The following is a 22,175-nucleotide window of genomic DNA, read 5'->3' on the forward strand; positions in this document are numbered from 1 at the left end:
CGCTCGCGATGAATTGCTGACTAGGCGAGGTCCGACTTCGCCATCGCCTTGGCGCCGGCGGCGATCGAAGCAACGATGTTCTGGTAGCCGGTGCAGCGGCACAGATTGCCTTCCAGCTCCTCGCGGATCACCTCGTCGGAGAGCTCGTGGCCCTTGCGATGGACCAGGTCGACCGCGGTCATGATCATGCCCGGCGTGCAGAAGCCGCACTGCAGGCCGTGATGCTCGCGGAAGGCCTCCTGCATTGGATGCAGCGGCGCGCCATCGGCCGCCAGCCCCTCGATGGTCTTGACCTCGTGACCGTCGGCCATCACCGCAAGCGTCGTGCAGGACTTCACCGCCCTGCCGTCCAGATGCACGACGCAGGCGCCGCACTGCGAGGTGTCACAGCCGACATGGGTGCCGGTCAGCCGCAGGTTTTCGCGCAGAAACTGGACCAGAAGGGTACGGGGGTCGACATTCGCGTTCACGGGGTTGCCGTTCACGATCATTGAAATCTTGGCCATCAGCACTCTCTTATCTGCGCCACCGCATATCGGCGAAGCAGGCGGTTTTAAATCATTCCAGACGGCATAATATGGGCGCGCCCCGCGATGGGCAACCTTTCGAGCCACCCATCCAGGACATGGCCGGACCTGAATAATCCAGCTGAAAGGCGGGGCTAACCCTGCACCGCCTTGGCGAAATTTGCAAAGAATTCATCGGCCAGCTTCTTGGCGGCGCCGTTGATCAGGCGCTGGCCGAGCTGGGCGAGCTTGCCGCCGATCTGCGCCTCCACATTGTAGCTCAGAAGCGTACCGCCATCCTTGTCTGCAAGGCCCACGGTGGCGCCGCCCTTGGCAAAGCCGGCGACCCCGCCCTCGCCTTCGCCTGAGATCTTGTAGCCGTTCGGCGGGTCGAGATCGCTCAAGGTGACCTTGCCCTTGAAGCGGGCGGAGACCGGGCCGACCTTCATCTTGGCGGTGGCGCGGAAGCCGCCCTCGTCGGTCTTCTCCAGCTCTTCGCAGCCGGGAATGCAGGCCTTCAACACTTCGGGATCGTTGAGCTTGTCCCACACAGCCTGGCGCGGCGCTGCAAGCTGGACTTCGCCGGTCATTGTCATGGCCATGGGGGACCTCCTCGATCGCTAGAACCTTTTCCCCCAAGTAAAGCAGCCGGGGCGCAAAGGAAAGGGCACCTTCGGAGGATGAGCGATGCATATTCGCAACCGCAGCAAGCCAAGCCGATCGTTCACGAAATCGCGCAATCCCCGGTGTTGAAAATGCAGGCAGCCCCGGGGCATTGGCAGCGACGCGCGACAGTGGTTAGGTCGCCGGCCATGAGCACAGCCCTTTCTCCCCTGCTTGCGCCGATGCTGTCGAGCGCCGCGATGCGCGCGGTGTGCGACGACGCCGCCACGCTGCAGAACATGCTGGATTTCGAGGCCGCGCTGGCCCGCGCCGAGGTGGCCTGCGGGGTGATTCCCGCAGCTGGCGCGGGACCGATCGGCGCCGCCTGCAAGGCCGAATCATTCGACCTGGCCGCGCTGGCCGACGCCGCGACGCGGTCCGGCAATCTGGCGATCCCGCTGGTGAAGGCCCTGACCGCCAATGTCGCCAGGGCGGACGCCGAGGCGGCGCGCTACGTGCATTGGGGCGCGACCAGCCAGGACGTCATCGACACCGCGACCATGCTGTCGTTGCGTGCGGGGATCGACGCGCTGCTGGCCGACCTCGACCGCGCCGTCGCCGGCTTCGCCGGGCTTGCGCGCGCCCATCGCAACACCGCCGTGGTGGCGCGGACCTGGCTGCAGCATGCGCTGCCGATGCCGTTCGCCCTCAAACTCGCCGAATATGCCGCGGCGCTGCATCGCTCCCGCAAGCGCTTGCTGCGCCTGCGCCGCGAGACGCTGGCGCTGCAATTCGGCGGCGCCGCCGGGACGCTCGCCGCGCTCGGCGATAAGGGGCTGGCGGTCGCCGCCGCCCTTGCGCGAGAGCTCGATCTGCCGCTGCCGGATGCGCCCTGGCATACCCATCGCGACCGCATCGCCGAGGCCGCGTCGGTGTTCGCCATCCTCGCCGGCAGCTGCGGCAAGATCGCGCGCGACGTTTCGCTGATGATGCAGACCGATGTCGGCGAGGCCTTCGAGCCGGCGGGCGCCGGTCGCGGCGGCTCCTCCACCATGCCGCACAAGCGCAATCCGGTCGCTGCCGCGAGCGCGCTGGGGGCTGCGACCATGGCGCCGAATCTTGCCGCCACGATCTTCGCCGCGCAGGTGCAGGACCATGAGCGCAGCGCCGGTCCGTGGCATGCGGAATGGCCGACCTTGCCCGGCCTGATGCTGGTGACCTCGGGCGCGCTCGCCGCCATCGTCGATCTCGCCGAGGGGCTCGAGGTCGATGCGGCGCGGATGCGCGTCAATCTCGATGCGACTCAAGGGTTGATCATGGCGGAAGCCATCGCCTTTGCGCTCGCCGACAAGATCGGCAAGAGCGACGCCCATCATCTGATCGAGGCCGCCAGCAAGCGCGCGGTCGCGGAGAAGAAGCACCTGCGCGAGGTGCTGTCGGCGGACGCCAAGGTCACCGCGCATCTCGACGCGAAACGAATCGCGGAGCTGTTCGAGCCGATGGCCTATCAGGGCGCCTCGCAAGCGCTGATCGACCGCCTGCTGGCTTCACTGGATGACAAATAGCGACGATGTCATTGCCGGGCAACAGCGCGAAGCGCATGTTCGCGCAGATGACCCGGCAAGCGCATGACGAGAGGGACAAGACGATGCCGATGATCAACGCCGACGGGTGCCTGCTCAACGTCCAGGTGGACGGCCGCGACGGCGGACCGACCTTGATGCTGTCGAACTCGCTCGGCTGCACCTTGCAGATGTGGGAGCCGCAGATGCGGGCGCTGACGCAGCTGTTCCGCGTCATCCGCTACGACCGCCGCGGTCACGGCAAATCCGGCGTGCCGGCGGGCCCCTACTCCATGGAGCGCTTCGGCCGCGACGTGCTGGCGATCCTCGACGATCTCAGCATCGAGAAGGTGCACTGGTGCGGCCTGTCGATGGGCGGCATGGTCGGGCAATGGCTCGGCGCCAACGCCCCCGAGAGATTCGGCAGGATCATCCTGGCCAACACCGCCTGCTACTATCCCGATCCGACCAACTGGCTGAACCGCATCAAGGCAGTGAAGGAAGGCGGCATCGCCGCCGTCGCCGACGCCGTGATCGCGGGCTGGCTGACCGCCGATTTCCGCGAGCGCGAGCCAGAGACTGCGGCGCGCATGAAGGCGATGCTGGTTGCCTCGCCGGTCGAAGGCTATCTCGCCTGTTGCGAGGCGCTGTCGACACTCGACCAGCGCGCTCTGCTGCCCAGGATCAAGAGCCCGACCCTGGTGATCGCAGGAAAGCAGGACATGGCAACGCCGGTGTCGGCAGGCGAAATGATCCGCAGCGGCATTCCCGGCGCCAGCATGACGCTGCTCGATGCCGCGCACATTTCCAATGTCGAGCAATCGCACGCCTTCACCGAGGCCGTGGTCGGCTTCCTGACGCAACGGTAACGGTCATCGTCATTCCGGGGCGATGCGAAGCATCGAACCCGGAATCTCGATCCGCATCCATAACTTCGAGATTCCGGGTTCGGTCCTGCGGACCGCCCCGGAATGACGTAACCGGGAAAGATGCTCTATGGGCGACAATCAGCACGTAGCCCGGATGCAGCGAAGCGAAATCCGGGACAAGTCCTTCGGCCAACGCTGAAGCCCCGGATTGCGCTGCGCTCCATCCGGGCTTCTGTAACGGGCCTTGGTTAGTCAATCCCTTTTCGCGTCATCCACTCGCCGGGCACTTGCTTCTGTACGGGATCGGCGCGAAGGCCGTCGCCTGATGGGGTGCATTGAGGAGCCGGCCGGCCAATCTACGGATTGCGTGGTCGTGAGCCACTTCCCGGATGGCGGCCTGACCGGATCCATCGTCCCAGCGGAGGGACTTCGCTCGGGGAGAGCCTGGTGTCGTGGCCCGCCCGGAACCGATTGCTGCTCCTGGCTAGATGGCCTTGGTCATCGGGTTGAACGGTTTGGTGTCGGCGAGCATGCGATGCAGGATCACGGCGAGCTTGCGAGCCAGCGCTACCTTGGCCTTGCGCATGCCTGCGCGCCGGGCGATCCGCATCGCCCAGCTCTTCAATGCCGAGCAATTCTTGACCGGCTTGGTCAGCATGACGTGAGCTGCCTGGTAGAGTGCCTCGCGCACGGAGGCATCCCCGATCTTGCTGATGCGGCCGGTGTAGTCGGTCTCACCGGACTGGTACTTCTTCGGGGTGAGCCCAAAGTGGGCTCCCGTGGCCTTCGAGGAGCGGAAGCGCTTCGGGTCGTCGATCGCCGCGGCATAGGTGAGCGCCACGATCGGACCAACGGACGGCGTTGTCATCAGGAGCTTGGCGGATGGATGCGTCCTGGCGAGCTTCTGGGTGTGCTTGTCCAGGCTCTTGAACTCCCGCAGCAGCACCGCATGGGCTTGGAGCAGCGCCGCCGCGACCAACTCCAGTCCGGGATGGCCGGTCACGAGCTCGCGGATGCGTCCGGCGAACGTGCGCTCGGTGGTCGCACCGACCTTCAGGCCAAAACCGCGAAGTATGCCGCGCAGGCTGTTCTCGACATCGCGAAGCTTGGATTGCAGCAGCTTGCGCGCCGTCAGGATGGCGCGGGTCTCCTGCGCCGCGACCGACTTGCAGTGCACCGGCCGGAACCAGCCGAGCCGCATCAACTGCGCGATCCGGCGGGCATCGTTGCGGTCCGTCTTCACCGGCATCGACTTGAAGGCTTCGCGAACGTGCCGCGTTTCCAGCAGCTCGACCGCAAGCCCTGCGTCTCGCAGACCCGCATACAGCCATTGCGACAAGGGGCCTGCCTCCAGCCCGATCCGTTCCAGTACCAGACCCAGCGACCGGAACCAGGCGATCAGCGCCGCCGGCTCGCTCGCAACCTTCGTCTCGCGCAAAATCTTGCCTGTCCCATCGACAAGGCAAACGCTCGAGCATTCCAAAGACACGTCAATTCCTGCATAGTGGTACATGGTCGTCCCTTAATGATGCTTGGAGCGGGCTTGCCCGACTCCGTTGAACACCATCAGTTTGAGGGACGACCGCCTTCCAACCAACAGGCCGCTCGCGAGCGCGCTTCCAAATTGCGCCGTAGCGAGCGGGCGGCCGGCCCGTTACCCCATCTACGATTTCATGAGGAGACATCCATGGACGACAATCAGCGCCGCGACGACGGCATGACGCAGCGCCGCAAGGTGCTCGGCAATGAATGGGTCGACAAGTCGATCAAGAACCGCAACGCGTTCAACACCGACTTCCAGGACCTGATCACGCGCTATGCGTGGGGCGACATCTGGACCCGGCCGCATTTCGATCACCGCACCCGCCGCGTGCTTGTGATCGGCACCATGGTGGCGCTCGGCCAGTGGGACGAATTCCGCCTGCATGTGCGCGCGGCGCTCGCCGAGGGCGGCTTCACGCCCGACGACATCAAGGAGATCGTGCTGCAGCAGGCGATCTATTGCGGCGTGCCGGCGGCCAATCACGCCGTCAAGGAAGCCGGCGCGATCATTGCCGAGCTAGGGCTGCTGAAGGGATAGCTCGCTCGCAGGCGCGCCCGCCTCGGCGACGGGCGGCTCGACGGCCCGTTTCGGCGCAGTCTCGAACAACATCACGATCGCGGTCCCGAGCAGCATCAGGAGCTCGGCCGCATGCATGCGCAACGCTTCGACCTCGCCGACCTTGGAGGCCATCATCATGCTGGCGAAGCTCAGCACGCTGCCGAGGCAGAGCGCCACCGCCAGCGCCTCGTCGGCGCCGCTGCTGCTCTTGCGCAGCGGTGAGAAGGCGGCCATCGCGAGGAAGACTGCGAAGAACGCCACCACGGTGATCCGCGCCAGCGCGAGCAGCCATGCGAGGCGCACCGTCGCCATCTTGCCGAGGTGCAGATAGTCGCTGGCATAGAACGCGATCGATACGCTCGGCCGCTCATAGAGGCCGTGGATCGGCGACACCATGATGCTGAAGGCGATGATGGTCCAGACCGGAATGAAATAGGCCGCAAGCAGCGCGCCATTGAAGGAGCTGATCCGCCAGTTGTTCGACATTGCCGCTTCCCGTGCTTCCGGCGCCTTTCAGACCGGCGACGGTTCAGCTTGCGAGCTAACGCCGATCAATTGCCGGCAGCAATTTAAACCCTTTGTTAAGGTTAAGCGCGATGCGATGATTCCGGATCGAGGCCGGGATCTGCGCAAGATCGGCGCCGGCCGGGGATAAAGGGGGTAAAATGACCGAAAGAACGCGCGTTTTCGTCGCAACGCCCTGCTACGGCGGCGATCTGAAGATGGCCTATGTGTTGTCCGCCCTGAAGCTTCAAGCTGCGGCCACCGCCCGGGGCATCGACATCCAGTTTCATCTGATCGGAAACGAATCGCTGATCGTCCGCGCCCGGAACGAACTGGCCCACCAATTCCTTGCATCCGGCGCCAGCCATCTCCTGTTCATCGATGCCGATATCGGGTTCGAACCCGAGTCCGTCTTCCGGCTGCTGGATTGCGGCACTGATGTTTCGGCCGCGGCCTATCCGCTCAAGCACATCGATTGGGCAAAGGTGCAGCGGGCTGCGGACGCCAAGCGCAAGAACCTCGCGTCATCCTCGCTGGACTATGTCGTCACATGGGAGGGCGACCAGATCACATCTCGCGGCGACGGCTTCGCCAAGGTCCGATATGCCGGAACCGGCTTTCTCATGATGAAGCGATCCGCCCTCGTCAGGCTGTGCGACGCCCATCCCGAACTCAAATATCGGGCGAACCACAAGAGCAACGACTTGAACACCGGCGACCTGGTTCGCGCCGACCTCGACCGCGTCTCGCTGTTCGAATGCATGATCGACAAGACAACCGGCGAGTATCTGTCCGAAGATTACGCGTTCTGCCGGCGCTGGATCGATCTCGGCGGCGAAATCTGGCTCGACCTTCGAAGCGAGCTCACGCATTTCGGTTCGTACGCCTTCCGCGGCCGCTTCGCCGACCAGTTGGCCTGAACAAGACAGCCCAAGCGAAAAGGGTCCAGCCTGAACAAGGAAGGCCTCGCCTTTCGGCGAGGCCTCCCTGCTAGTTCGGCTCAATTGTCCGAATTAGCGCTCCGGATTGGGCTTCTGACCCTGCCGGCCCCTGATCCTGCTGTTGCTGGCCGGGCTTCTGGCCGCCGCCCTGCTGCTGCTGGCCGGGCTTCTGATTGGGGTTCTGGTTCGGCTGTCCCGGATTCTGATTTGGGTTGCTCATTCAGCTACTCCCTTTGCTTTCATCAAGCTGGGGACAACGCGCGCGTCGGAAGCGCGGTTGCTCGGGAACACGGGTTCCGGCGTGATCATTGCAAGGCAAGGCCATGTCGGCCCTGTGACATCGGAACCGCATCCGCCAAACTAGTTATGTACAAGCCCTTTCTGCTGTTGCCACGCTGTTGCCGCGGCCGGGGTTCCACTGTTAGAAAACGACACGACGCGACGGATCAGGCTGCCGGGGCCCTCGCCGCGTCACCCTCGACGTAGCGTTTTCGAGCGAACTGGGAACCGGTTCGCGTGAAGAAAGCGCGTCCAGATCAACACGAGAGCCTGGTCGGTTCTCAACCGAACAGGCTCTGACGGCAGCGTATGGATTATTTCGCCCAGCAACTGATCAACGGCCTCGTGCTCGGTTCGATCTACGGCCTGATCGCCATCGGCTACACGATGGTCTACGGCATCGTCGGCATGATCAACTTCGCCCATGGCGACATCTTCATGATCGGCGGCTTCATCGCGCTGATCTCGTTCCTGGTGCTGGTGTCGCTCGGCCTCACCGCGATCCCCCTGATCCTGCTGATCGTGCTGCTGGTCTCGATGGCGATCACGGCGCTCTACGGCTGGACCATCGAGCGCATCGCCTACCGGCCGCTGCGGCATTCATTCCGCCTGGCGCCGATGCTCTCGGCGATCGGCATGTCATTCGTGCTGACCAATTTCTCACAGGTGTCGCAGGGCGCGCGGGTGAAGCCGGTGCCGCCGATCATCACCGGCGGCTACACGCTGCATGAAGGCTCGTCGGGCTTCGCCGTGCAGCTCTCCAACATCCAGATCATGGTCGTGCTCGCCACCATCGTCGTGCTGGCGCTGTTCACCTGGCTGGTCTCGCGCACCCGGCTCGGACGCGACATGCGCGCCTGCGAGCAGGACCAGACCATGGCCGCGCTGCTCGGCGTCGACGTCGACTACACCATCTCGATGACCTTCGTGATCGGCGCCGCGCTCGCCGCCGTCGCAGGCATGATGTATCTCCTGTATTACGGCCTGGTCGATTTCTTCATGGGCTTCGTCGCCGGCATCAAGGCGTTTACCGCCGCCGTGCTCGGCGGCATCGGCTCGCTGCCGGGCGCGATGCTCGGCGGGCTCGCAATCGGCCTGATCGAGACGTTCTGGTCGGCCTATTTCTCGGTTGAGTACAAGGACGTCGCCGCGTTCTCGATCCTGATCGTGGTGCTGATCTTCATGCCGACCGGCCTGCTCGGCCGTCCCGAAGTCGAAAAAGTCTGACAGGCACTTCGTGAGCGCGACCTCAGCCCGCCCCTCGCACGCCGCGCAGCCCTCGGGCAGCGCCTTCATTCTCAAGAAGGCCCTGATCAGCGCCCTTGTCGCGCTGGTGCTGTTCTCGCTGATGATCGGCATTCGCACCGAGGCCGGGCCGCAGGGCGGCTTGATCTACTGGACGCGGTTCGGCGACCTCGCAGCCCTTGTCGCTACCGTGTTCGGCGGCAGCATCGTCGTCGAGTTGCTGCGGCAATGGTGGGGACCGGTCGACAAGGACCGCATCGTGCCGAAGCCGGTGCAATCGGCGATGTCGTTCGCCGGCCGCTGGCTGGCGCCGGCGCTCCTGGTGTTCACCTTCCTCGTGCCTGTCATCTTCTACAACCAGCGCTACATTCTCGACCTGTCGATCCTGGTCCTGACCTATGTGATGCTGGGATGGGGATTGAACGTCGTGGTCGGCCTCGCCGGCCTGCTCGACCTCGGCTATGTCGCGTTTTACGCGGTCGGCGCCTATTCTTATGCGTTGCTTGCGACCAATTTCGGATTGTCGTTCTGGGTCTGCCTGCCGCTTGCCGGCATCCTGGCGGCGTTCTGGGGCGTGCTGCTCGGCTTCCCGGTGCTGCGGCTGCGCGGCGACTATCTTGCGATCGTGACGCTCGCCTTCGGCGAGATCATCCGCCTCGTCATCATCAACTGGCAGAGCCTGACCGGCGGCCCCAACGGCGTCTCGGGAATTCCCCGCCCGACCATGTTCGGCATTCCGCTGACGGCGGGTGACGACGGGCTCGCCGCCAAGCTCGGCATCGAATTCTCGCCGACCCACCGCCTCGTCTTCCTGTTCTATCTGATCCTGGCGATGGCGCTGATCACCAACTGGGTGACGATCCGGCTGCGGCGGCTGCCGATCGGCCGCGCCTGGGAGGCGCTGCGCGAGGACGAGGTCGCCTGCCGCGCGCTCGGCATCAATACCACGACCACCAAGCTGACGGCGTTCGCGACCGGCGCGATGTTCGGCGGCCTCGCCGGCGCGTTCTTCGCCACCCGGCAGGGCTTCATCAGCCCGGAATCCTTCACCTTCCAGGAATCGGCGCTGGTGCTGGCGATTGTGGTGCTCGGCGGCATGGGCTCGCAGCTTGGCGTGGCGCTCGCCGCGCTGACCATGATCGGCGGCTTCGAGCTGTTCCGCGGCCTCGATCAATACCGCATGCTGGTGTTCGGCATGGCGATGGTGCTGCTGATGATCTGGCGGCCGCGCGGGCTGATCGGCCATCGCGCGCCGACCGTGTTCCTGGAACGCAACCAGGCGATCTCGTCCGACCTCGTCAAGGAGGGCCACGGATGAGCGGCGACCCCATCCTCACCGTCGACCGCCTGATGATGCGCTTCGGCGGCATCGTCGCGGTCAACGAGCTGTCCTTTGCGGCCGAGCGGCGCAAGATCACCGCGCTGATCGGGCCGAACGGCGCCGGCAAGACCACCGTGTTCAACTGCATCACCGGGTTCTACCGGCCGAGCGGGGGCGTGATCCGCCTCGCCCATGACGACGGCCGCACCATCCAGCTCGAGCGGCTGAACGATTTCCGCATCTCCAAGCAGGCCAAGGTGGCGCGCACCTTCCAGAACATCCGGCTGTTTCCCGGCATGACGGCGCTGGAAAATCTGATGGTCGCCCAGCACAACGCGCTGATGCGCGCCTCGGGCCTGACCCTGCTCGGGCTGCTCGGCCTGCCGTCCTGGCGCGAGGCCGAGCAGCGCGCCATCGATCTGGCGCGGACCTGGCTCGCGCGCGTCGGCCTGCTCGACCGCGCCGACGATGCCGCGGGCAACCTGCCCTATGGCGACCAGCGCAGGCTCGAGATCGCGCGCGCGATGTGCACTGAACCGGTGCTGCTCTGTCTCGACGAGCCGGCGGCCGGTCTGAACGCGCGCGAGAGCGGCGGGCTCAACGAGCTGCTGCTGTCGATCCGCAACGAACAGGGCACCTCGATCCTCCTGATCGAGCACGACATGTCGGTCGTGATGGAGATCTCCGATCACGTCGTGGTCATGGATTACGGCGTCAAGATCGCCGAAGGCACGCCGCAGACAGTGCGCGACGACCCCAAGGTGATCGCCGCCTATCTCGGCGCCGACGAGGAAGAGGCGATCGCCGTGATGGAGAGCGGCACGTGACGAGCGCAGCCAGCAAGCCCCCCACCTCCCCCTGCAAGGGGGAGGTCGACCGCGAAGCGGGCGGGTGGGGGTCACGCTTTTCCCGCACGAAAGATATGACGGCACGGGCGCGATCTCTCCGCGCAAACATGACCGATGCGGAAGCCTGCCTCTGGCGTGCGTTGCGTCGCGATCAACTCAACGGCTTCTCTTTCCGCAAGCAGCACCCGATCGGCCCGTACACCGTCGACTTCTACTGCTCGCGCCTTGGTCTGGCTGTTGAGGTGGACGGTGGGCAGCATGCCGAGCAGCGGAAGCAGGCCGACGATCGCCGAACCGCATGGCTCGCGGAAAAAGGCGTCACCGTGGTTCGCTACTGGAACAACGACGTGCTGTCGAATTTGGACGGCGTGCTGAGCGACTTGGTCACGCACATGGAGAGATTGGCGCAAGCGGCGACAACCCCCACCCCAACCCTCCCCCTTTCAGGGGGAGGGAGAACCGACACCGCCATGTCGGCCAAGAAGGGGAACGAGTCATGACCCAGCCCCTGCTCGCGGTGCGCGGCGTGCGCGCGGCGTATGGCAAGATCGAGGCGCTGAAGGGCGTCGATATCGAGATCAATCGCGGGGAGATCGTCGCCCTGATCGGCGCCAACGGCGCCGGCAAGTCGACGCTGATGATGACGATTTTCGGCAGGCCGCGCGCTCGCGCCGGCGCCATCGAGTTCGACGGCCGTGACATCACCGGCGTGCCGACCCACGAGATCGCGCGGCTGCGCATCGCACAATCGCCGGAGGGCCGGCGGATCTTTCCGCGCATGAGCGTCGCGGAAAACCTGCAGATGGGCGCCGATGCCACCGAATGCAGCGAGGCCGAACGTGCAGCCGGGCTGGAGCGGGTGTTCGCGCTGTTCCCGCGCCTGAAGGAACGCGTCGCACAACGCGGCGGCACGCTGTCGGGCGGCGAGCAGCAGATGCTGGCGATCGGCCGCGCCCTAATGAGCCGGCCGCGGCTGTTGATGCTGGACGAGCCCTCGCTCGGGCTCGCGCCGCTGATCGCGCGGCAGATCTTCGACGCCATCCGCACGCTGAACCGGCAGGACGGCCTCACCGTGCTGATCGTGGAGCAGAACGCCAACCATGCGCTGAAGCTCGCCCATCGCGGCTATGTCATGGTCAACGGGCTGATCACGCTGGCCGGAACCGGCGCCGAATTGCTGCAGCGCCCGGAAATCCGCGCCGCCTATCTGGAAGGCGGCCGCCGCGGCTAGCTTGACGTTCCGTGCCGCCCCCGCAAGCAAGACGCGGCGGATGCAGCGTCGATTTGCCTGAAAATTGCCGGTGACTTCGCCGCGAAATCAGCTGAGAATGCCCGCGGTTTTGGGGCCCGGCGTGCCGGGCCCTTCCGCAAGAGGCAACGACCACGAGGGACGTCTCATGAAATCACTGAAGCTGATCGGCCTGGCACTTGGCGCTTCGTTCGCATTATCGGCGAGCGCGTTCGCGCAAGACATCACCATCGCCGTCGCGGGCCCGATGACGGGCTCCGAATCCGCTTTCGGCCGGCAGATGAAGAACGGCGCCGAGCAAGCGGTCGCCGACATCAACGCCGCCGGCGGCGTGCTCGGCAAGAAGCTCGCGCTGGAAGCTGACGACGATGCCTGCGATCCGAAGCAGGCGCGCTCGATCGCGGAAAAGATCGGCTCTTCGAAGATCCCATTCGTGGCCGGCCATTTCTGCTCGTCGTCCTCGATCCCGGCCTCCGAGGCCTATGCCGACGCCAACGTGCTGCAGATCACCCCGGCCTCGACCAACCCGCTGTTCACCGAGCGCAAGCTCTGGAACGTGGCGCGCGTCTGCGGCCGTGACGACCAGCAGGGCCTGGTCGCCGCCGACTACATCATGAAGAACTACAAGGGCAAGAACGTCGCGATCCTGAACGACAAGACCACCTACGGCAAAGGCCTCGCCGACGAGACCAAGAAGGCGCTGAACAAGGCCGGCTTCCAGGAGAAGATGTTCGAGTCCTACAACAAGGGCGACAAGGACTTCAACTCGATCGTCTCGCGCCTGAAGCGCGACAACATCGATCTGGTCTATGTCGGCGGCTACCATCAGGAAGCCGGCCTGATCCTGCGCCAGATGCGCGACCAGGGCCTGCAGACCGTGCTGATGGCCGGCGATGCCATGAACGACAAGGAATTCGCCTCGATCACCGGCCCCGCCGCCGAAGGCACGCTGTTCACCTTCGGCCCCGACCCGCGCAACAAGCCGACCGCGAAGGCGATCGTCGAGAAGTTCAAGGCCAAGAACATCGACCCCGAGGGCTACACGCTCTACACCTACGCCGCGATGCAGGTCTGGACGCAGGCCGTCGCCAAGGCCGGTTCGACCGACGCCAAGAAGGTGATGGACACCATCAAGGCCGGCGAGTGGGACACCGTGCTCGGCAAGATGGCCTTCGACGCCAAGGGCGACATCAAGGCGATCGATTACGTCGTCTACAAGTGGGACGCCAAGGGCAACTACACCGAGATCAATCCGAAGGGCTCCTGAGCCTCTCTCGCGTCTGATCCAATCAGAGATACGAGAACGCCCCGATCCGCCGGGGCGTTTTTCTGTTTGCCGGATGCCTGCAAGTCTTACCGCACGTCTCCGCCCGCCCGTGCCCGACGGTTGATGCATCCGTCGCGGCTGCTATACCGGATCGATCGGACAGCAGGCGGATGGACCCATCGTGAAAAACCTTCTCACCGATATTGCCGGCGTTGCCGTCGGCCATGCCGACGATCCCACAGTCGCCTCCGGCGTCACCGCCATCCTGTTCGAGCGGCCGGCGGTCGCCTCGATCGATGTCCGCGGCGGGGGTCCGGGCACCCGCGAGGAAGCGCTGCTTTCGCCGCACAACGTCGTCGAGGCAATCGACGCCATCGCGCTGTCCGGCGGCTCGGCGCACGGGCTCGACGCCGGCGGCGGCGTGCAGGCCTGGCTCGCCGAGCGCGGCCGCGGCTTCCGCATCCGCGACGCGGTGATCCCGATCGTGCCGGGCGCGATCTGCTTCGACCTGCTCAACGGCGGCAACAAGGCGTGGGGACGCTTTCCGCCCTATCGCGACCTCGGCTACGCGGCGGCCAATGCCGCCTCCGATGACTTCGAGCTCGGCAGCGTCGGCGCCGGCATGGGCGCGACCACGGCCAACCTGAAGGGCGGCCTCGGCTCGGCGTCCGACATGACCGACGACGGCGTGACGGTCGCGGCGCTCGCGGTGGTCAACGCGGTCGGCAGCGTCACGGTCGGCAGCGGCCCCTGGTTCTGGGCGGCGCCGTTCGAGGTCGGCGGCGAATTCGGCGGGCGCGGCCTGCCGCCCTCGTTCACGCCGGACATGCTGAAGGCGCGGCTGAAGGGCGGCGCCGACGCGCGCGCCGTCGAGAACACCACCCTCGTCGTCGTGGTGACCGATGCGCAGTTGACGAAGCCGCAGGCGCGGCGGTTTGCGATGATCGCGCAGACCGGCATGGCGCGCGCGATCTATCCGGTGCACGCCCCGCTCGACGGCGACGTGGTGTTTGCCGCCGCGACCGGCGCCAGGCCGATCGATCCGCTGTTCGGCCTCACCAGGCTCGGTGCGCTCGCCGCCAACACCGTGGCGCGCGCCATCGCCCGCGGCGTCCATTCAGCGACCGCGCTGCCATTCGCCGGCGCGCTACCGAGCTGGCGGGACAGATTCGGTTAGATCATCGCGCTTCTAGCTCTGCCGTCATTGCGAGCGAAGCGAAGCAATCCATCTGTCCGCACATGTGGACAGATTGATTGCTTCGTCGCTCCAGCGCAAAATTGCTTTGCAATTTTGTCGCCGAGCTCCTCGCAATGACGGAAATTACCAGTCTCGTCTTAAGCGCTGACCGAAATCGCAGCGAAGTCCTGCGCCGAGATCGCCTTCGCCTGGCGCTGGATCAGCTGCTCGACGATATTGTAGGACGAAGCCGCGTTGAGGGTCGCGGAGGATGTGGCCGGCGTCGTCATAGCCACCTTCGAGCCGTCGGCATAGGTCGTCGTCGTGGTGGTCGAGCCGTCGCTGTTGGTCACCGACGTCGAGGTCGCGCCGTCCAGCGCCTGCATCAAGGGATCGGAGCTCGATCCGCCCGCGCCGCTGCTGGATTCGTCGGTCGAGCCACTGGCCATGTGATGGCGATGATGGCCACCGCCCTTGTGGCCCTGCAAGGCCTGGGACATCTCGTCGAGGCTGACGTTACCGTCGCCATTGCTGTCGAGCTTGGAGAACACGTCGTCGGCCTGCGCCGTGTTGGTGCCGCCGGCGCCAAGCGCGTTCTCGAATTCCGACTGGGTGATCTTGCCGTTGCCGTCGGCATCGATCTGCGAGAACAGGTCCTTGAGCGCATCCGAGCGGCTGGCCGCCGTCGGGCTGTTTGAAACCGCGGTCTGGGACTGGCTTTGCGCGGAAATCAGCGCGCCCATCGTCAGCGGCGAAATCTGCGGAGAGACGCTGCCCAAGCCGGTGCCGGTGCTGCTCCCGGTCGACGTCGATGTACCGGTCGAAGGGGCGAACAGGCCGGTGGTCTTAGCCCCCTGACTGGAGCTGCCGGTCTGGGTCGTCGACTTCGACGACATCAGCGAGCTCAAAAGGTCAATGGCCGACGACGCAGCGCCAAGGGCGAACAGCATGGCAATACTCCAACAGGGCCGCGCCTGGCGGCTCAAACGCTGGTCAGTGGCTGAGCAAAGGGCGTGCCATGGCAAAAACCCAGTAAAACCAGGCGTTCCCGCATCGAAGCGGGTTCCGCGCACCCGGCAAGAGCTGCCGCCGGCGGAAGAATTTTCCGGTCGCAAAGCGCCGTCCGCTCGCATTGCCCGCCACGCGTCCGCATGTTAGGCGGACTCACCCGTCGCCCCCTGAAGTGTTCCGGAACAGCTGACATGACTCAGTCATTCACCCCGCGTCCCCTCGTTATCGCTCCGTCGATCCTGGCGTCGGATTTCTCAAAGCTCGGCGAGGAGGTCCGCGCCGTCGACCAGGCCGGCGCCGACTGGATCCATCTCGACGTGATGGACGGACACTTTGTGCCGAACATTTCCTATGGCCCCGACGTCATCAAGGCGATGCGGCCGCACACCAAAAAGATCTTCGACGCCCATCTGATGATCTCGCCCTGCGATCCCTACCTGGAGGCGTTCGCCAAGGCGGGCTGCGACCATATCACGGTGCATGCCGAGGCCGGCCCGCATTTGCACCGCTCGCTGCAGGCGATCCGCGCGCTCGGCAAGAAGGCCGGCGTCTCGCTCAATCCGGCAACGCCGGCGAGCGCGATCGAATATGTGCTCGACCTGATCGACCTCGTGCTGGTCATGTCGGTCAATCCCGGCTTCGGCGGCCAGGCCTTCATCCGCTCGGCGATCGGCAAGATCTCTGATGTCAGGGCGATGGTCGCGGGCCGCCCGATCGACGTCGAGGTCGACGGCGGCGTTGCGCCCGACGTCGCGGGCCAGCTCGCGGCCGCCGGCGCCAACGCCTTTGTCGCGGGGTCCGCCGTGTTCAAGGGCGGCACCGTCGAGGCCTACAAGACCAACATCGCCGCGATCCGCCATGCGGCGGCCGAGGCACGCGGCGAGGCGATCTGACGATCCGGGGAAACTAGAACACTGCGGGCGGCGTGGCCGCGGCATTCGCCGCTTGCTCCGCCGCCTCATCGCCCTCGCCGTCGTCCGCTTGCGACGCCAGCCGCGACGGCCGCACCACGGTCACCGTGCACGGCGCTTCCCCCGCGACCCTGGCGGACACGCTGCCGAGCAGCGCGCGCCGCTGCGAGTTCTGCCGCGCGCCGATGATGATGTGGTCGACCAGGTTGACCGCGGCGAATTCCAGGATCGCGGCGGCGGGATCGATCGCCTCCAGCACATGCACGGTCAGCCGCCCTTCCTCGAGCCCGAACGGCCGCGCCCAGTGCTGCAGCGCCACCAGGCGGTCGACATGCTTGTTCTGGCCCTGCTCGTCATGGGTGCGGTCGATCGCCAGGCGATTGAGCTTCAGCACATTGACGCAGGCGAGCCGCGCCGAGGGCGAGGTCGACAGCACCCGCTCGGCGGTGACGCGGATGGTGTCGTTCAGTGCCTCGGCACCCTCGCCGATATCGAGCGCGACGGCCACGATCGGGCTCGAGGCGAGCTGGGCCGCGACATCGGACTTCGGCCGCGGCGGCACCGCGCCGAGATTGAAGCGGCGGCGCCAGACCGTGCTGAGCGGATCGCGGCGCAGCCGCTGCGCCCGCGCCGTCAGCTTCACCTGATCGGGATGGCCGAGATCGAAGGCAAGCTGCGCCGCGGTCGGATAGCGCGCGGCGGGGTCGATCTCCAGGCAGCGCAGCACGATCTCCTGCAGCCAGGGCGGATAGTCGGCCTTCAGCTCGCGCGGCGGATAGGGGTCACGCCACAGCCGCCGGCGCATGCCGCGCAGGCTTTCGGTCTCGCCGAAGGGGCGGACGCCGGTGGTGAAGAAGTAGAGCAGCACGCCGAGCGAAAACAGATCGCTGCGCGGATCGTCGCGGACGCCGAGCAGGCGCTCCGGCGCCATGTAGGGCGCGGTGCCGTAAGGCAGGCGAAACTCCTCCTGCAACAGGTCGGGCAGATGCCGGTGATGCGAGAGGCCGAAATCGATCAGCACCGCCTCGCCGCGCTCGCGGAACATGATGCTGCTCGGCTTGATGTCGTGATGGATGACGTTCTGCCGGTGCAGGCTGGCGAGCGCGGTGGCGACCTTGCCGCCGATCACCCTCACCTCCTCATACGGCATCGGCAGCTCGCCGAGCCGCTTGTAGAGCGTCTGACCGGGGATGCGCTCCATCACCACATAGGCCTGGCGTTCGAAGTCGCCGGTGCCGAAACAGGCCGGCACGTGCGGCCCCGACAGCCGCGGCAGGATCATCTGCTCCATCTCGAAGCTGACGATCGCGGCCGGATCCTCGCCCTCCGAGGTGAGCGGCACCTTCATCAGCAGCGGCACGGTGATGCCGGGATGGGTGACGCTCCACAGCGTCGCCATGCCGCCGCGGTGCACGCGTTCGCCGATGGTGAAGCCATCGATCTCGGCGCCCGCCTGCATCGCCAGCGCCGCCATCGGCGTCACCGGCCGAGCGGCAGGCGGTCGGCGAGCCAGTGCGGCAGGCCGTTCGCCTTGATCCGCGCCGCCGCGGTTGCGACGTCGTAGGGCACGCGATGAAAGGTGATCTCGCGGCTTATGGTATCGAACATCGCAAACGACGCCGCGGGATCGCCGTCGCGCGGCTGGCCGACCGAGCCGAGCACCGCAAGCCAGCGCCGCCCCGGCAGCAACTGAACGGCGATGCCCGAAGTCGGAACGAAGCTCGTCATCTTGGCGGTCGAGGACATCGAATAGAGGCCGGGACGATGGATGTGGCCGCAGAACGTGATCTGCAGCTCGGTTGCCATCATGCTGCGCGCGGCGTCGGCGGTGTCGCGCACATAGCGCCATTTCGCGGGCTCCGAAGCTTCGGAGTGCACGTAGAGCCGATTGTCCTCCTCCCGCGACATCGGAAGCTCGGCAAGGAACGCCTTCTGCTCGCCGCTGAGCCGGCCGCGGGTCCAGTCGATCGCAGCCTGCGCCTCGGCATTCATGCTGTCGCTCGGCACGCCGATCGCATTGTCATGATTGCCGCGCACCGCGACCGCGCCCTTGGCGACGAGGTCCATCACCGTGTCGACGGCCCATTCGGGATCGGCGCCGTAGCCGACGATATCGCCGAGGCAGATCAGCCGCTCGGCGCCGCGCGCATGCGCAGCGTCGAGGCAGGCGGCGAAGCCCTGCCGGTTGGCGTGAATATCGGCGAACAGTGCAAGCCGCATCGTGATCCGCGTTGCTGATCCCTATCCGATATCAAGCACACGCGGCCCCGGGCTCGCAATCGGGCCAAAGGCATCAGGTGGTCAGGGGATGTCGGCAGAAAGCTCAGCTAGGGCTTGCAGACCCGCAGGCCCTTCAGCAGCAGGGCCAGCAGCGCATCGATCCGCCCCGGGCATTCCGGCTTGGCCCATTCCTCGGCATGCGCCGGGTGATGGTAGCGGACGGTGGCGTCGAACACGGCACGGGCGGTCGCCTTCACATTGTCGATCTCGAACACGCCCTGCGCGACACCGTCGGAGAGGATTTTCGCGATCAGGTCGACCTGCTTGTCCTTGTAGGCTTCCACCACCTCGCGCGCGTCCTGCGCCAGCGCCAGGTAGGTCGCGAACATCTCGGGATCGTCGCAGACCTTCTTCTGCTTGATCGTGAAGGCGGTGCGCAACCATTGCTCCAGCCGCTCCGGCGCCGGGCCTTCGCCGGCTGCGATCTTGCACAGCGGCTCGTTGGCGCGGTCGAGCCAGCGCTTGGCGACGGCATCGCGCAGCGAGGCTTTGCTGGGGAAGTGACGGTAGACGCTGCCGTGGCTGACATCCAGCGCACGGGCAACGTCGACAACGGTGGCCTTGGTCAACCCGAAGCGCCTCAAGACATCCTCAGTTGCCTCAAGGATCCGCTCGGGTGTCAAAACCACCGCCTCGTTCATGCGTTTACCGTCTGGTTATCGCTGTCCTGCCCGCGGGTGAACTTGGCGGCCTGGGCGGCCAAGTGGCGAGCGACGCGAAGATTGAGCCACTGTTGAATCTGGGCGGTCAATTGAAAGATTTCTATGGTCATGGAGGTAGTCCTTCGAGGTAGTCAAATTAAGTCCGGCTCCCCGGCCAAACGCCGGAACAGCCACTGGGCGCCCTCCTCCCTTGGGCTGTTCAGTATATACACCATCCCGCTGACAGATTTCAATATCTGTCAGACAATATTTTGTGAAATGACAGCCGGGTCCGCGGGAAAGGCCCACCCCTGGCTTACGGGCGCTACAACGTTCCGTGAGCAGCCGGGGCGATCTGCCAATCCGCGCCTATGTCTCGCTCGGGGCTACCCGGGAGAGACTTGCATGGACCGGCCAATGACCTTGAAGGAGATCGCCAAGATCACCGCGGGCGCGGTGGTCTCGCTCGTCATTGTCGGGTGGCTGATGGTGCTTGCGATCGCATTCCTGACGGTGCTGTGAGCCCGCCTCGCCGCGCCGGCCCCTCACCGTACATTGCTGCCGGAATCGAAAGGGGCCGCTTCACGCAGCGGCCCCTTTGCCGGGAAAATCGCTTCGGGATGAAATCTAGCCCCGGTTAGCCCCAAGACTACACACTTCAGGGAATTGAGGAATTCCGGATGATTACTGTCCATCCCGCTGACTGATTATTGCCGATCCCTATTTTTGTGCCACCTTCTGGGTAGGCATCCTGCTATTGCTGCTCGTCCTTGGGCGGCATCCGGGGCGGCGGCAATGGCGTGAACACCGACCCTTGCGCGCCGGCCGGCGGGGCCACGAACGTCCCCGTCGTGGAATCGCCGCCTGTCGTCTCCACGATCGTCTTCGGCGTGATGTACTCCCTGACGAAGTCCATGATGGTGCCGTCGCCACCGCCGAAATCCGCCGCCCGCCCGCCCTGCGGATGCCCGGCCTTGATCTCGTTCTCGGCGGTGTGGGTCTGCTCCGCCAACGCCTCGCTATAGGGAATGCGGAAAGCGCGCGGGATCGCGCTCGGCCGGTTGTCCTCGTCAAGCTCCTCGACCCAGAGATAGATCGAGCCCGGGTCGCCCTCGAGCGAATGCGGCTCCACGATTCGCGTCGACAGCAGCTTGAAATTCGCCGGCAATTTTTCCGCGGACGCCCAGCCGAGCAGACCGCGCATGCCGCCGAAGCTGACGAAATAGAACGCGCTGGTCACGACGATGACGACAGCCTTCAGCGACCAGTGCAGCCGCGCATAGACCAGCACGATCAAGAGCAGCGCACCAACCACCGCGTATGCGACCGCAAGCGTGAGGATCACCGACTGCAGACTAATCACGGCGGAGCACCCTGACGCCGGTTTTCGGATCCATGTCGGCGCCGTTGCGCCAGCTGCTGCGGAAGGTCTCAAGCAGCGATTTCGGCCGCCGGTCCACGTTGATCACCTTGCCCTCGGCGTCGAGACGAAACCTGACCGCGGTCTTCTCGTCGCCGGTGTGATCGACGGTCAGCTTGTCGTCGAAGATCACCTGCGCCGTCGGATTGAGCTTCTGCACCTTCACATTGGCCTGCACCGGCTCGCCGGTCGTGGCCTGGAAATGCGAGACGTTGACGGTGTATTCGCCGGCGACGATGCCGCGCAGCGTGACGATCTCCTCGCGGATCGGAGAGGCGATCTTCTTGCCGTTGACGATGATGAAGTCGTTGGCGCCGCCGCGGTCGTCGCGATCGAGCGTCAGGAATCCGGCCTCGCGATGCCGGTACCAGGCGATGTTGCCGGCCGGATCCTGCACGAACAGGTCGAGATCGTCAGGATGGTTGTCCGGCCAGTCCATCGTGATGATGAACTCCGCCTTGGATTCGATCTTGCCTTCCTTGGAATCCGGCGACACCGCAAGCAGCGCCAGGAAGAACAGGAAAGCGATGACCTGCAGCGCCTTGAACAACATCACGCCGAGCGGATCGAACGGCTCCTCACGCGGATAGAGCCCGAACTCATCCATCATGACGGCGTACCGAGGCGACGTTCCAGGGCCGGCGTGACGTGCGTCTCAGTCAGCACGACGGCGTCGGAAAACACCCGCTGGGTCGCGGAATCGAGCATGTAATACTGGATCCGGACCAGGATCGATCCGATCAGCCCGGCCAGCGTCGTGTACATCGCGACCGCCATGCCGTCGCTCATCAGGCCCATCGACGATTTCATCGCGACCTTGTCGGCGGCATCCAGCGAAGCGATCGGCGCCAGCATGATGATGAAGCCGATGATGGTGCCGAGCAGGCCGAGTTTCATCAGCGTGTCGGAGACGAAGGCGCCGAAGCCGTTGGACCCGCGCAGCCGGTCCGCCAGCGTCCGCAGCAGCAGGGTCTGGTCGATGCGGCCTTTCGCCTGCGCCTCGGCCTTCTGCACCAGGCTCTTGATGTGATCGGTGACGAGCCCGCCGGGCAGGCCGCGCGCATCTGATGCAAGCGCCCCTGATGCAAGGATCTTGGCGCCATCAGGCGCGGCGAGGATGGTGCGGCAGGAGCGCGCCACCTCGCCTTCCCGTGCGATCGCCCGCGTCCGCCAGAAGCAATGGATGCAGGTGACGATATATAGGACGGCGATGACGCTCGAAATGTAGGTGCGGTCGGAACTAATCATGAGGCGGATCAACCCGTAGCGCCACAGCAGGAATGCGGCGAACACCGAAAGGCCGGTGAAGATCATCCAGAGCAGCAGGGCGCTGCGCTCCGCCGCGTCCGTGCCGGCCGATGCGGCCGCGACGTCGACCTTGGCATCCATGCTGCGTGAGCTCCCTGTGTTCCGTGAGGCTCCGCGCGGACCTCACCTTCC

The 22,175-nt window shown here is 65.5% G+C and carries 26 protein-coding genes; 13 read left to right on the top strand and 13 right to left on the bottom strand.

Features of this window, described 5'->3' with window-relative positions:
* Positions 1-20 precede the first annotated feature (20 nt).
* Together ACVMIH_RS13435 and ACVMIH_RS13440 are read right to left on the bottom strand one after the other, a co-directional pair.
* The gene (locus tag ACVMIH_RS13435; RefSeq protein WP_028336799.1) at positions 21-506 is read right to left on the bottom strand and encodes a (2Fe-2S)-binding protein; all 486 of its coding nucleotides are present in this window, start codon (positions 504-506) and stop codon (positions 21-23) included.
* 155 nt (positions 507-661) lie between these two features.
* Positions 662-1,108, bottom strand: a complete 447-nt coding sequence (locus tag ACVMIH_RS13440) for an SRPBCC family protein (protein ID WP_016840413.1) — start codon at positions 1,106-1,108, stop codon at positions 662-664.
* Positions 1,109-1,318: 210 nt separating this feature from the next.
* Between ACVMIH_RS13440 and ACVMIH_RS13445 the strand changes: the two genes are divergently transcribed.
* On the top strand, positions 1,319-2,674 hold the full coding sequence (locus tag ACVMIH_RS13445; protein ID WP_456862139.1) for a 3-carboxy-cis,cis-muconate cycloisomerase: 1,356 nt from the start codon (positions 1,319-1,321) through the stop codon (positions 2,672-2,674).
* An 83-nt stretch (positions 2,675-2,757) separates the two neighbouring features.
* Positions 2,758-3,540: a 3-oxoadipate enol-lactonase gene (pcaD, locus tag ACVMIH_RS13450; RefSeq protein ID WP_456866474.1), complete on the top strand. Its 783-nt coding sequence runs from the start codon at positions 2,758-2,760 to the stop codon at positions 3,538-3,540.
* Between the two features lie 484 nt (positions 3,541-4,024).
* Here the strand turns inward: pcaD and ACVMIH_RS13455 are convergent, their stop codons facing one another.
* Positions 4,025-5,053, bottom strand: coding sequence for an IS110 family RNA-guided transposase (locus ACVMIH_RS13455; RefSeq protein WP_057016162.1), 1,029 nt, complete (start codon positions 5,051-5,053; stop codon positions 4,025-4,027).
* Between the two features lie 174 nt (positions 5,054-5,227).
* On the opposite strand from ACVMIH_RS13455, the gene ACVMIH_RS13460 reads away from it, so the two are divergent.
* A complete protein-coding gene (locus ACVMIH_RS13460; protein ID WP_456862141.1) occupies positions 5,228-5,620 on the top strand; it encodes a carboxymuconolactone decarboxylase family protein in 393 nt (130 codons plus the stop codon).
* On the opposite strand, the gene ACVMIH_RS13465 is transcribed toward ACVMIH_RS13460, so the two are convergent.
* Complete coding sequence (locus ACVMIH_RS13465) at positions 5,600-6,127, bottom strand: hypothetical protein (protein WP_076828512.1); 528 nt, start codon at positions 6,125-6,127, stop codon at positions 5,600-5,602. The genes ACVMIH_RS13460 and ACVMIH_RS13465 overlap by 21 nt on opposite strands.
* Between ACVMIH_RS13465 and ACVMIH_RS13470 the strand changes: the two genes are divergently transcribed.
* Positions 6,096-6,296: a hypothetical protein gene (locus ACVMIH_RS13470; protein WP_456862143.1), complete on the top strand. Its 201-nt coding sequence runs from the start codon at positions 6,096-6,098 to the stop codon at positions 6,294-6,296. The genes ACVMIH_RS13465 and ACVMIH_RS13470 overlap by 32 nt on opposite strands.
* A 10-nt stretch (positions 6,297-6,306) precedes the next feature.
* On the top strand, positions 6,307-7,065 hold the full coding sequence (locus ACVMIH_RS13475; RefSeq protein ID WP_092090100.1) for a hypothetical protein: 759 nt from the start codon (positions 6,307-6,309) through the stop codon (positions 7,063-7,065).
* 70 nt (positions 7,066-7,135) lie between these two features.
* Here the strand turns inward: ACVMIH_RS13475 and ACVMIH_RS13480 are convergent, their stop codons facing one another.
* A complete protein-coding gene (locus ACVMIH_RS13480) occupies positions 7,136-7,306 on the bottom strand; it encodes a hypothetical protein (RefSeq protein WP_456862146.1) in 171 nt (56 codons plus the stop codon).
* 368 nt (positions 7,307-7,674) lie between these two features.
* Here ACVMIH_RS13480 and ACVMIH_RS13485 point away from each other — a divergent pair, with 368 nt between their 5' ends.
* From ACVMIH_RS13485 to ACVMIH_RS13515, 7 genes are all read left to right on the top strand, one after another.
* On the top strand, positions 7,675-8,592 hold the full coding sequence (locus ACVMIH_RS13485) for an ABC transporter permease subunit (protein ID WP_076828509.1): 918 nt from the start codon (positions 7,675-7,677) through the stop codon (positions 8,590-8,592).
* A 10-nt stretch (positions 8,593-8,602) separates the two neighbouring features.
* Positions 8,603-9,928, top strand: a complete 1,326-nt coding sequence (livM, locus tag ACVMIH_RS13490; RefSeq protein WP_057018422.1) for a high-affinity branched-chain amino acid ABC transporter permease LivM — start codon at positions 8,603-8,605, stop codon at positions 9,926-9,928.
* On the top strand, positions 9,925-10,758 hold the full coding sequence (locus tag ACVMIH_RS13495; RefSeq protein ID WP_141339995.1) for an ABC transporter ATP-binding protein: 834 nt from the start codon (positions 9,925-9,927) through the stop codon (positions 10,756-10,758). Before livM ends, ACVMIH_RS13495 begins: the two co-directional genes overlap by 4 nt.
* Positions 10,759-10,886: 128 nt before the next feature.
* Positions 10,887-11,279 (top strand): endonuclease domain-containing protein, encoded by a 393-nt coding sequence (locus ACVMIH_RS13500; protein WP_229190542.1) that lies wholly within the window; start codon positions 10,887-10,889, stop codon positions 11,277-11,279.
* Positions 11,276-12,010: an ABC transporter ATP-binding protein gene (locus tag ACVMIH_RS13505; RefSeq protein WP_028336790.1), complete on the top strand. Its 735-nt coding sequence runs from the start codon at positions 11,276-11,278 to the stop codon at positions 12,008-12,010. The genes ACVMIH_RS13500 and ACVMIH_RS13505 overlap by 4 nt, the downstream gene beginning before the upstream one ends.
* Before the next feature lie 166 nt (positions 12,011-12,176).
* On the top strand, positions 12,177-13,295 hold the full coding sequence (locus ACVMIH_RS13510) for a branched-chain amino acid ABC transporter substrate-binding protein (protein ID WP_028339917.1): 1,119 nt from the start codon (positions 12,177-12,179) through the stop codon (positions 13,293-13,295).
* Between the two features lie 181 nt (positions 13,296-13,476).
* On the top strand, positions 13,477-14,472 hold the full coding sequence (locus ACVMIH_RS13515; protein ID WP_456862148.1) for a P1 family peptidase: 996 nt from the start codon (positions 13,477-13,479) through the stop codon (positions 14,470-14,472).
* Positions 14,473-14,630: 158 nt separating this feature from the next.
* Here ACVMIH_RS13515 and ACVMIH_RS13520 read toward each other — a convergent pair whose 3' ends face one another.
* Positions 14,631-15,422 (bottom strand): EF-hand domain-containing protein, encoded by a 792-nt coding sequence (locus tag ACVMIH_RS13520; RefSeq protein WP_456862150.1) that lies wholly within the window; start codon positions 15,420-15,422, stop codon positions 14,631-14,633.
* A 252-nt stretch (positions 15,423-15,674) separates the two neighbouring features.
* Between ACVMIH_RS13520 and rpe the strand changes: the two genes are divergently transcribed.
* Positions 15,675-16,376 (top strand): ribulose-phosphate 3-epimerase, encoded by a 702-nt coding sequence (gene rpe / locus ACVMIH_RS13525; RefSeq protein ID WP_456785311.1) that lies wholly within the window; start codon positions 15,675-15,677, stop codon positions 16,374-16,376.
* Between the two features lie 13 nt (positions 16,377-16,389).
* Here the strand turns inward: rpe and ACVMIH_RS13530 are convergent, their stop codons facing one another.
* The 7 genes from ACVMIH_RS13530 to ACVMIH_RS13560 all read right to left on the bottom strand — a co-directional run bounded on the left by ACVMIH_RS13530 (position 16,390) and on the right by ACVMIH_RS13560 (position 22,124).
* Entirely contained in the window at positions 16,390-17,868 is a 1,479-nt protein-coding gene (locus ACVMIH_RS13530) for a serine/threonine protein kinase (RefSeq protein ID WP_456862152.1), read from the bottom strand.
* 5 nt (positions 17,869-17,873) lie between these two features.
* Positions 17,874-18,614: a metallophosphoesterase family protein gene (locus ACVMIH_RS13535; protein WP_438072549.1), complete on the bottom strand. Its 741-nt coding sequence runs from the start codon at positions 18,612-18,614 to the stop codon at positions 17,874-17,876.
* Between the two features lie 107 nt (positions 18,615-18,721).
* On the bottom strand, positions 18,722-19,315 hold the full coding sequence (locus ACVMIH_RS13540; protein WP_076828498.1) for a TetR family transcriptional regulator: 594 nt from the start codon (positions 19,313-19,315) through the stop codon (positions 18,722-18,724).
* Positions 19,312-19,446 carry a hypothetical protein gene (locus ACVMIH_RS13545; protein ID WP_016843141.1) on the bottom strand — a complete coding sequence of 45 codons (135 nt, stop codon included), beginning with the start codon at positions 19,444-19,446 and terminating at the stop codon, positions 19,312-19,314. Before ACVMIH_RS13545 ends, ACVMIH_RS13540 begins: the two co-directional genes overlap by 4 nt.
* Before the next feature lie 623 nt (positions 19,447-20,069).
* Positions 20,070-20,678, bottom strand: a complete 609-nt coding sequence (locus ACVMIH_RS13550) for a hypothetical protein (RefSeq protein ID WP_016843143.1) — start codon at positions 20,676-20,678, stop codon at positions 20,070-20,072.
* Positions 20,671-21,345 (bottom strand): hypothetical protein, encoded by a 675-nt coding sequence (locus tag ACVMIH_RS13555; protein WP_026192978.1) that lies wholly within the window; start codon positions 21,343-21,345, stop codon positions 20,671-20,673. The genes ACVMIH_RS13550 and ACVMIH_RS13555 overlap by 8 nt, the downstream gene beginning before the upstream one ends.
* Positions 21,342-22,124 carry a MotA/TolQ/ExbB proton channel family protein gene (locus ACVMIH_RS13560; protein ID WP_057018416.1) on the bottom strand — a complete coding sequence of 261 codons (783 nt, stop codon included), beginning with the start codon at positions 22,122-22,124 and terminating at the stop codon, positions 21,342-21,344. The genes ACVMIH_RS13555 and ACVMIH_RS13560 overlap by 4 nt, the downstream gene beginning before the upstream one ends.
* Positions 22,125-22,175 lie beyond the last annotated feature (51 nt).

The organism is Bradyrhizobium sp. USDA 4503 (assembly GCF_054055815.1).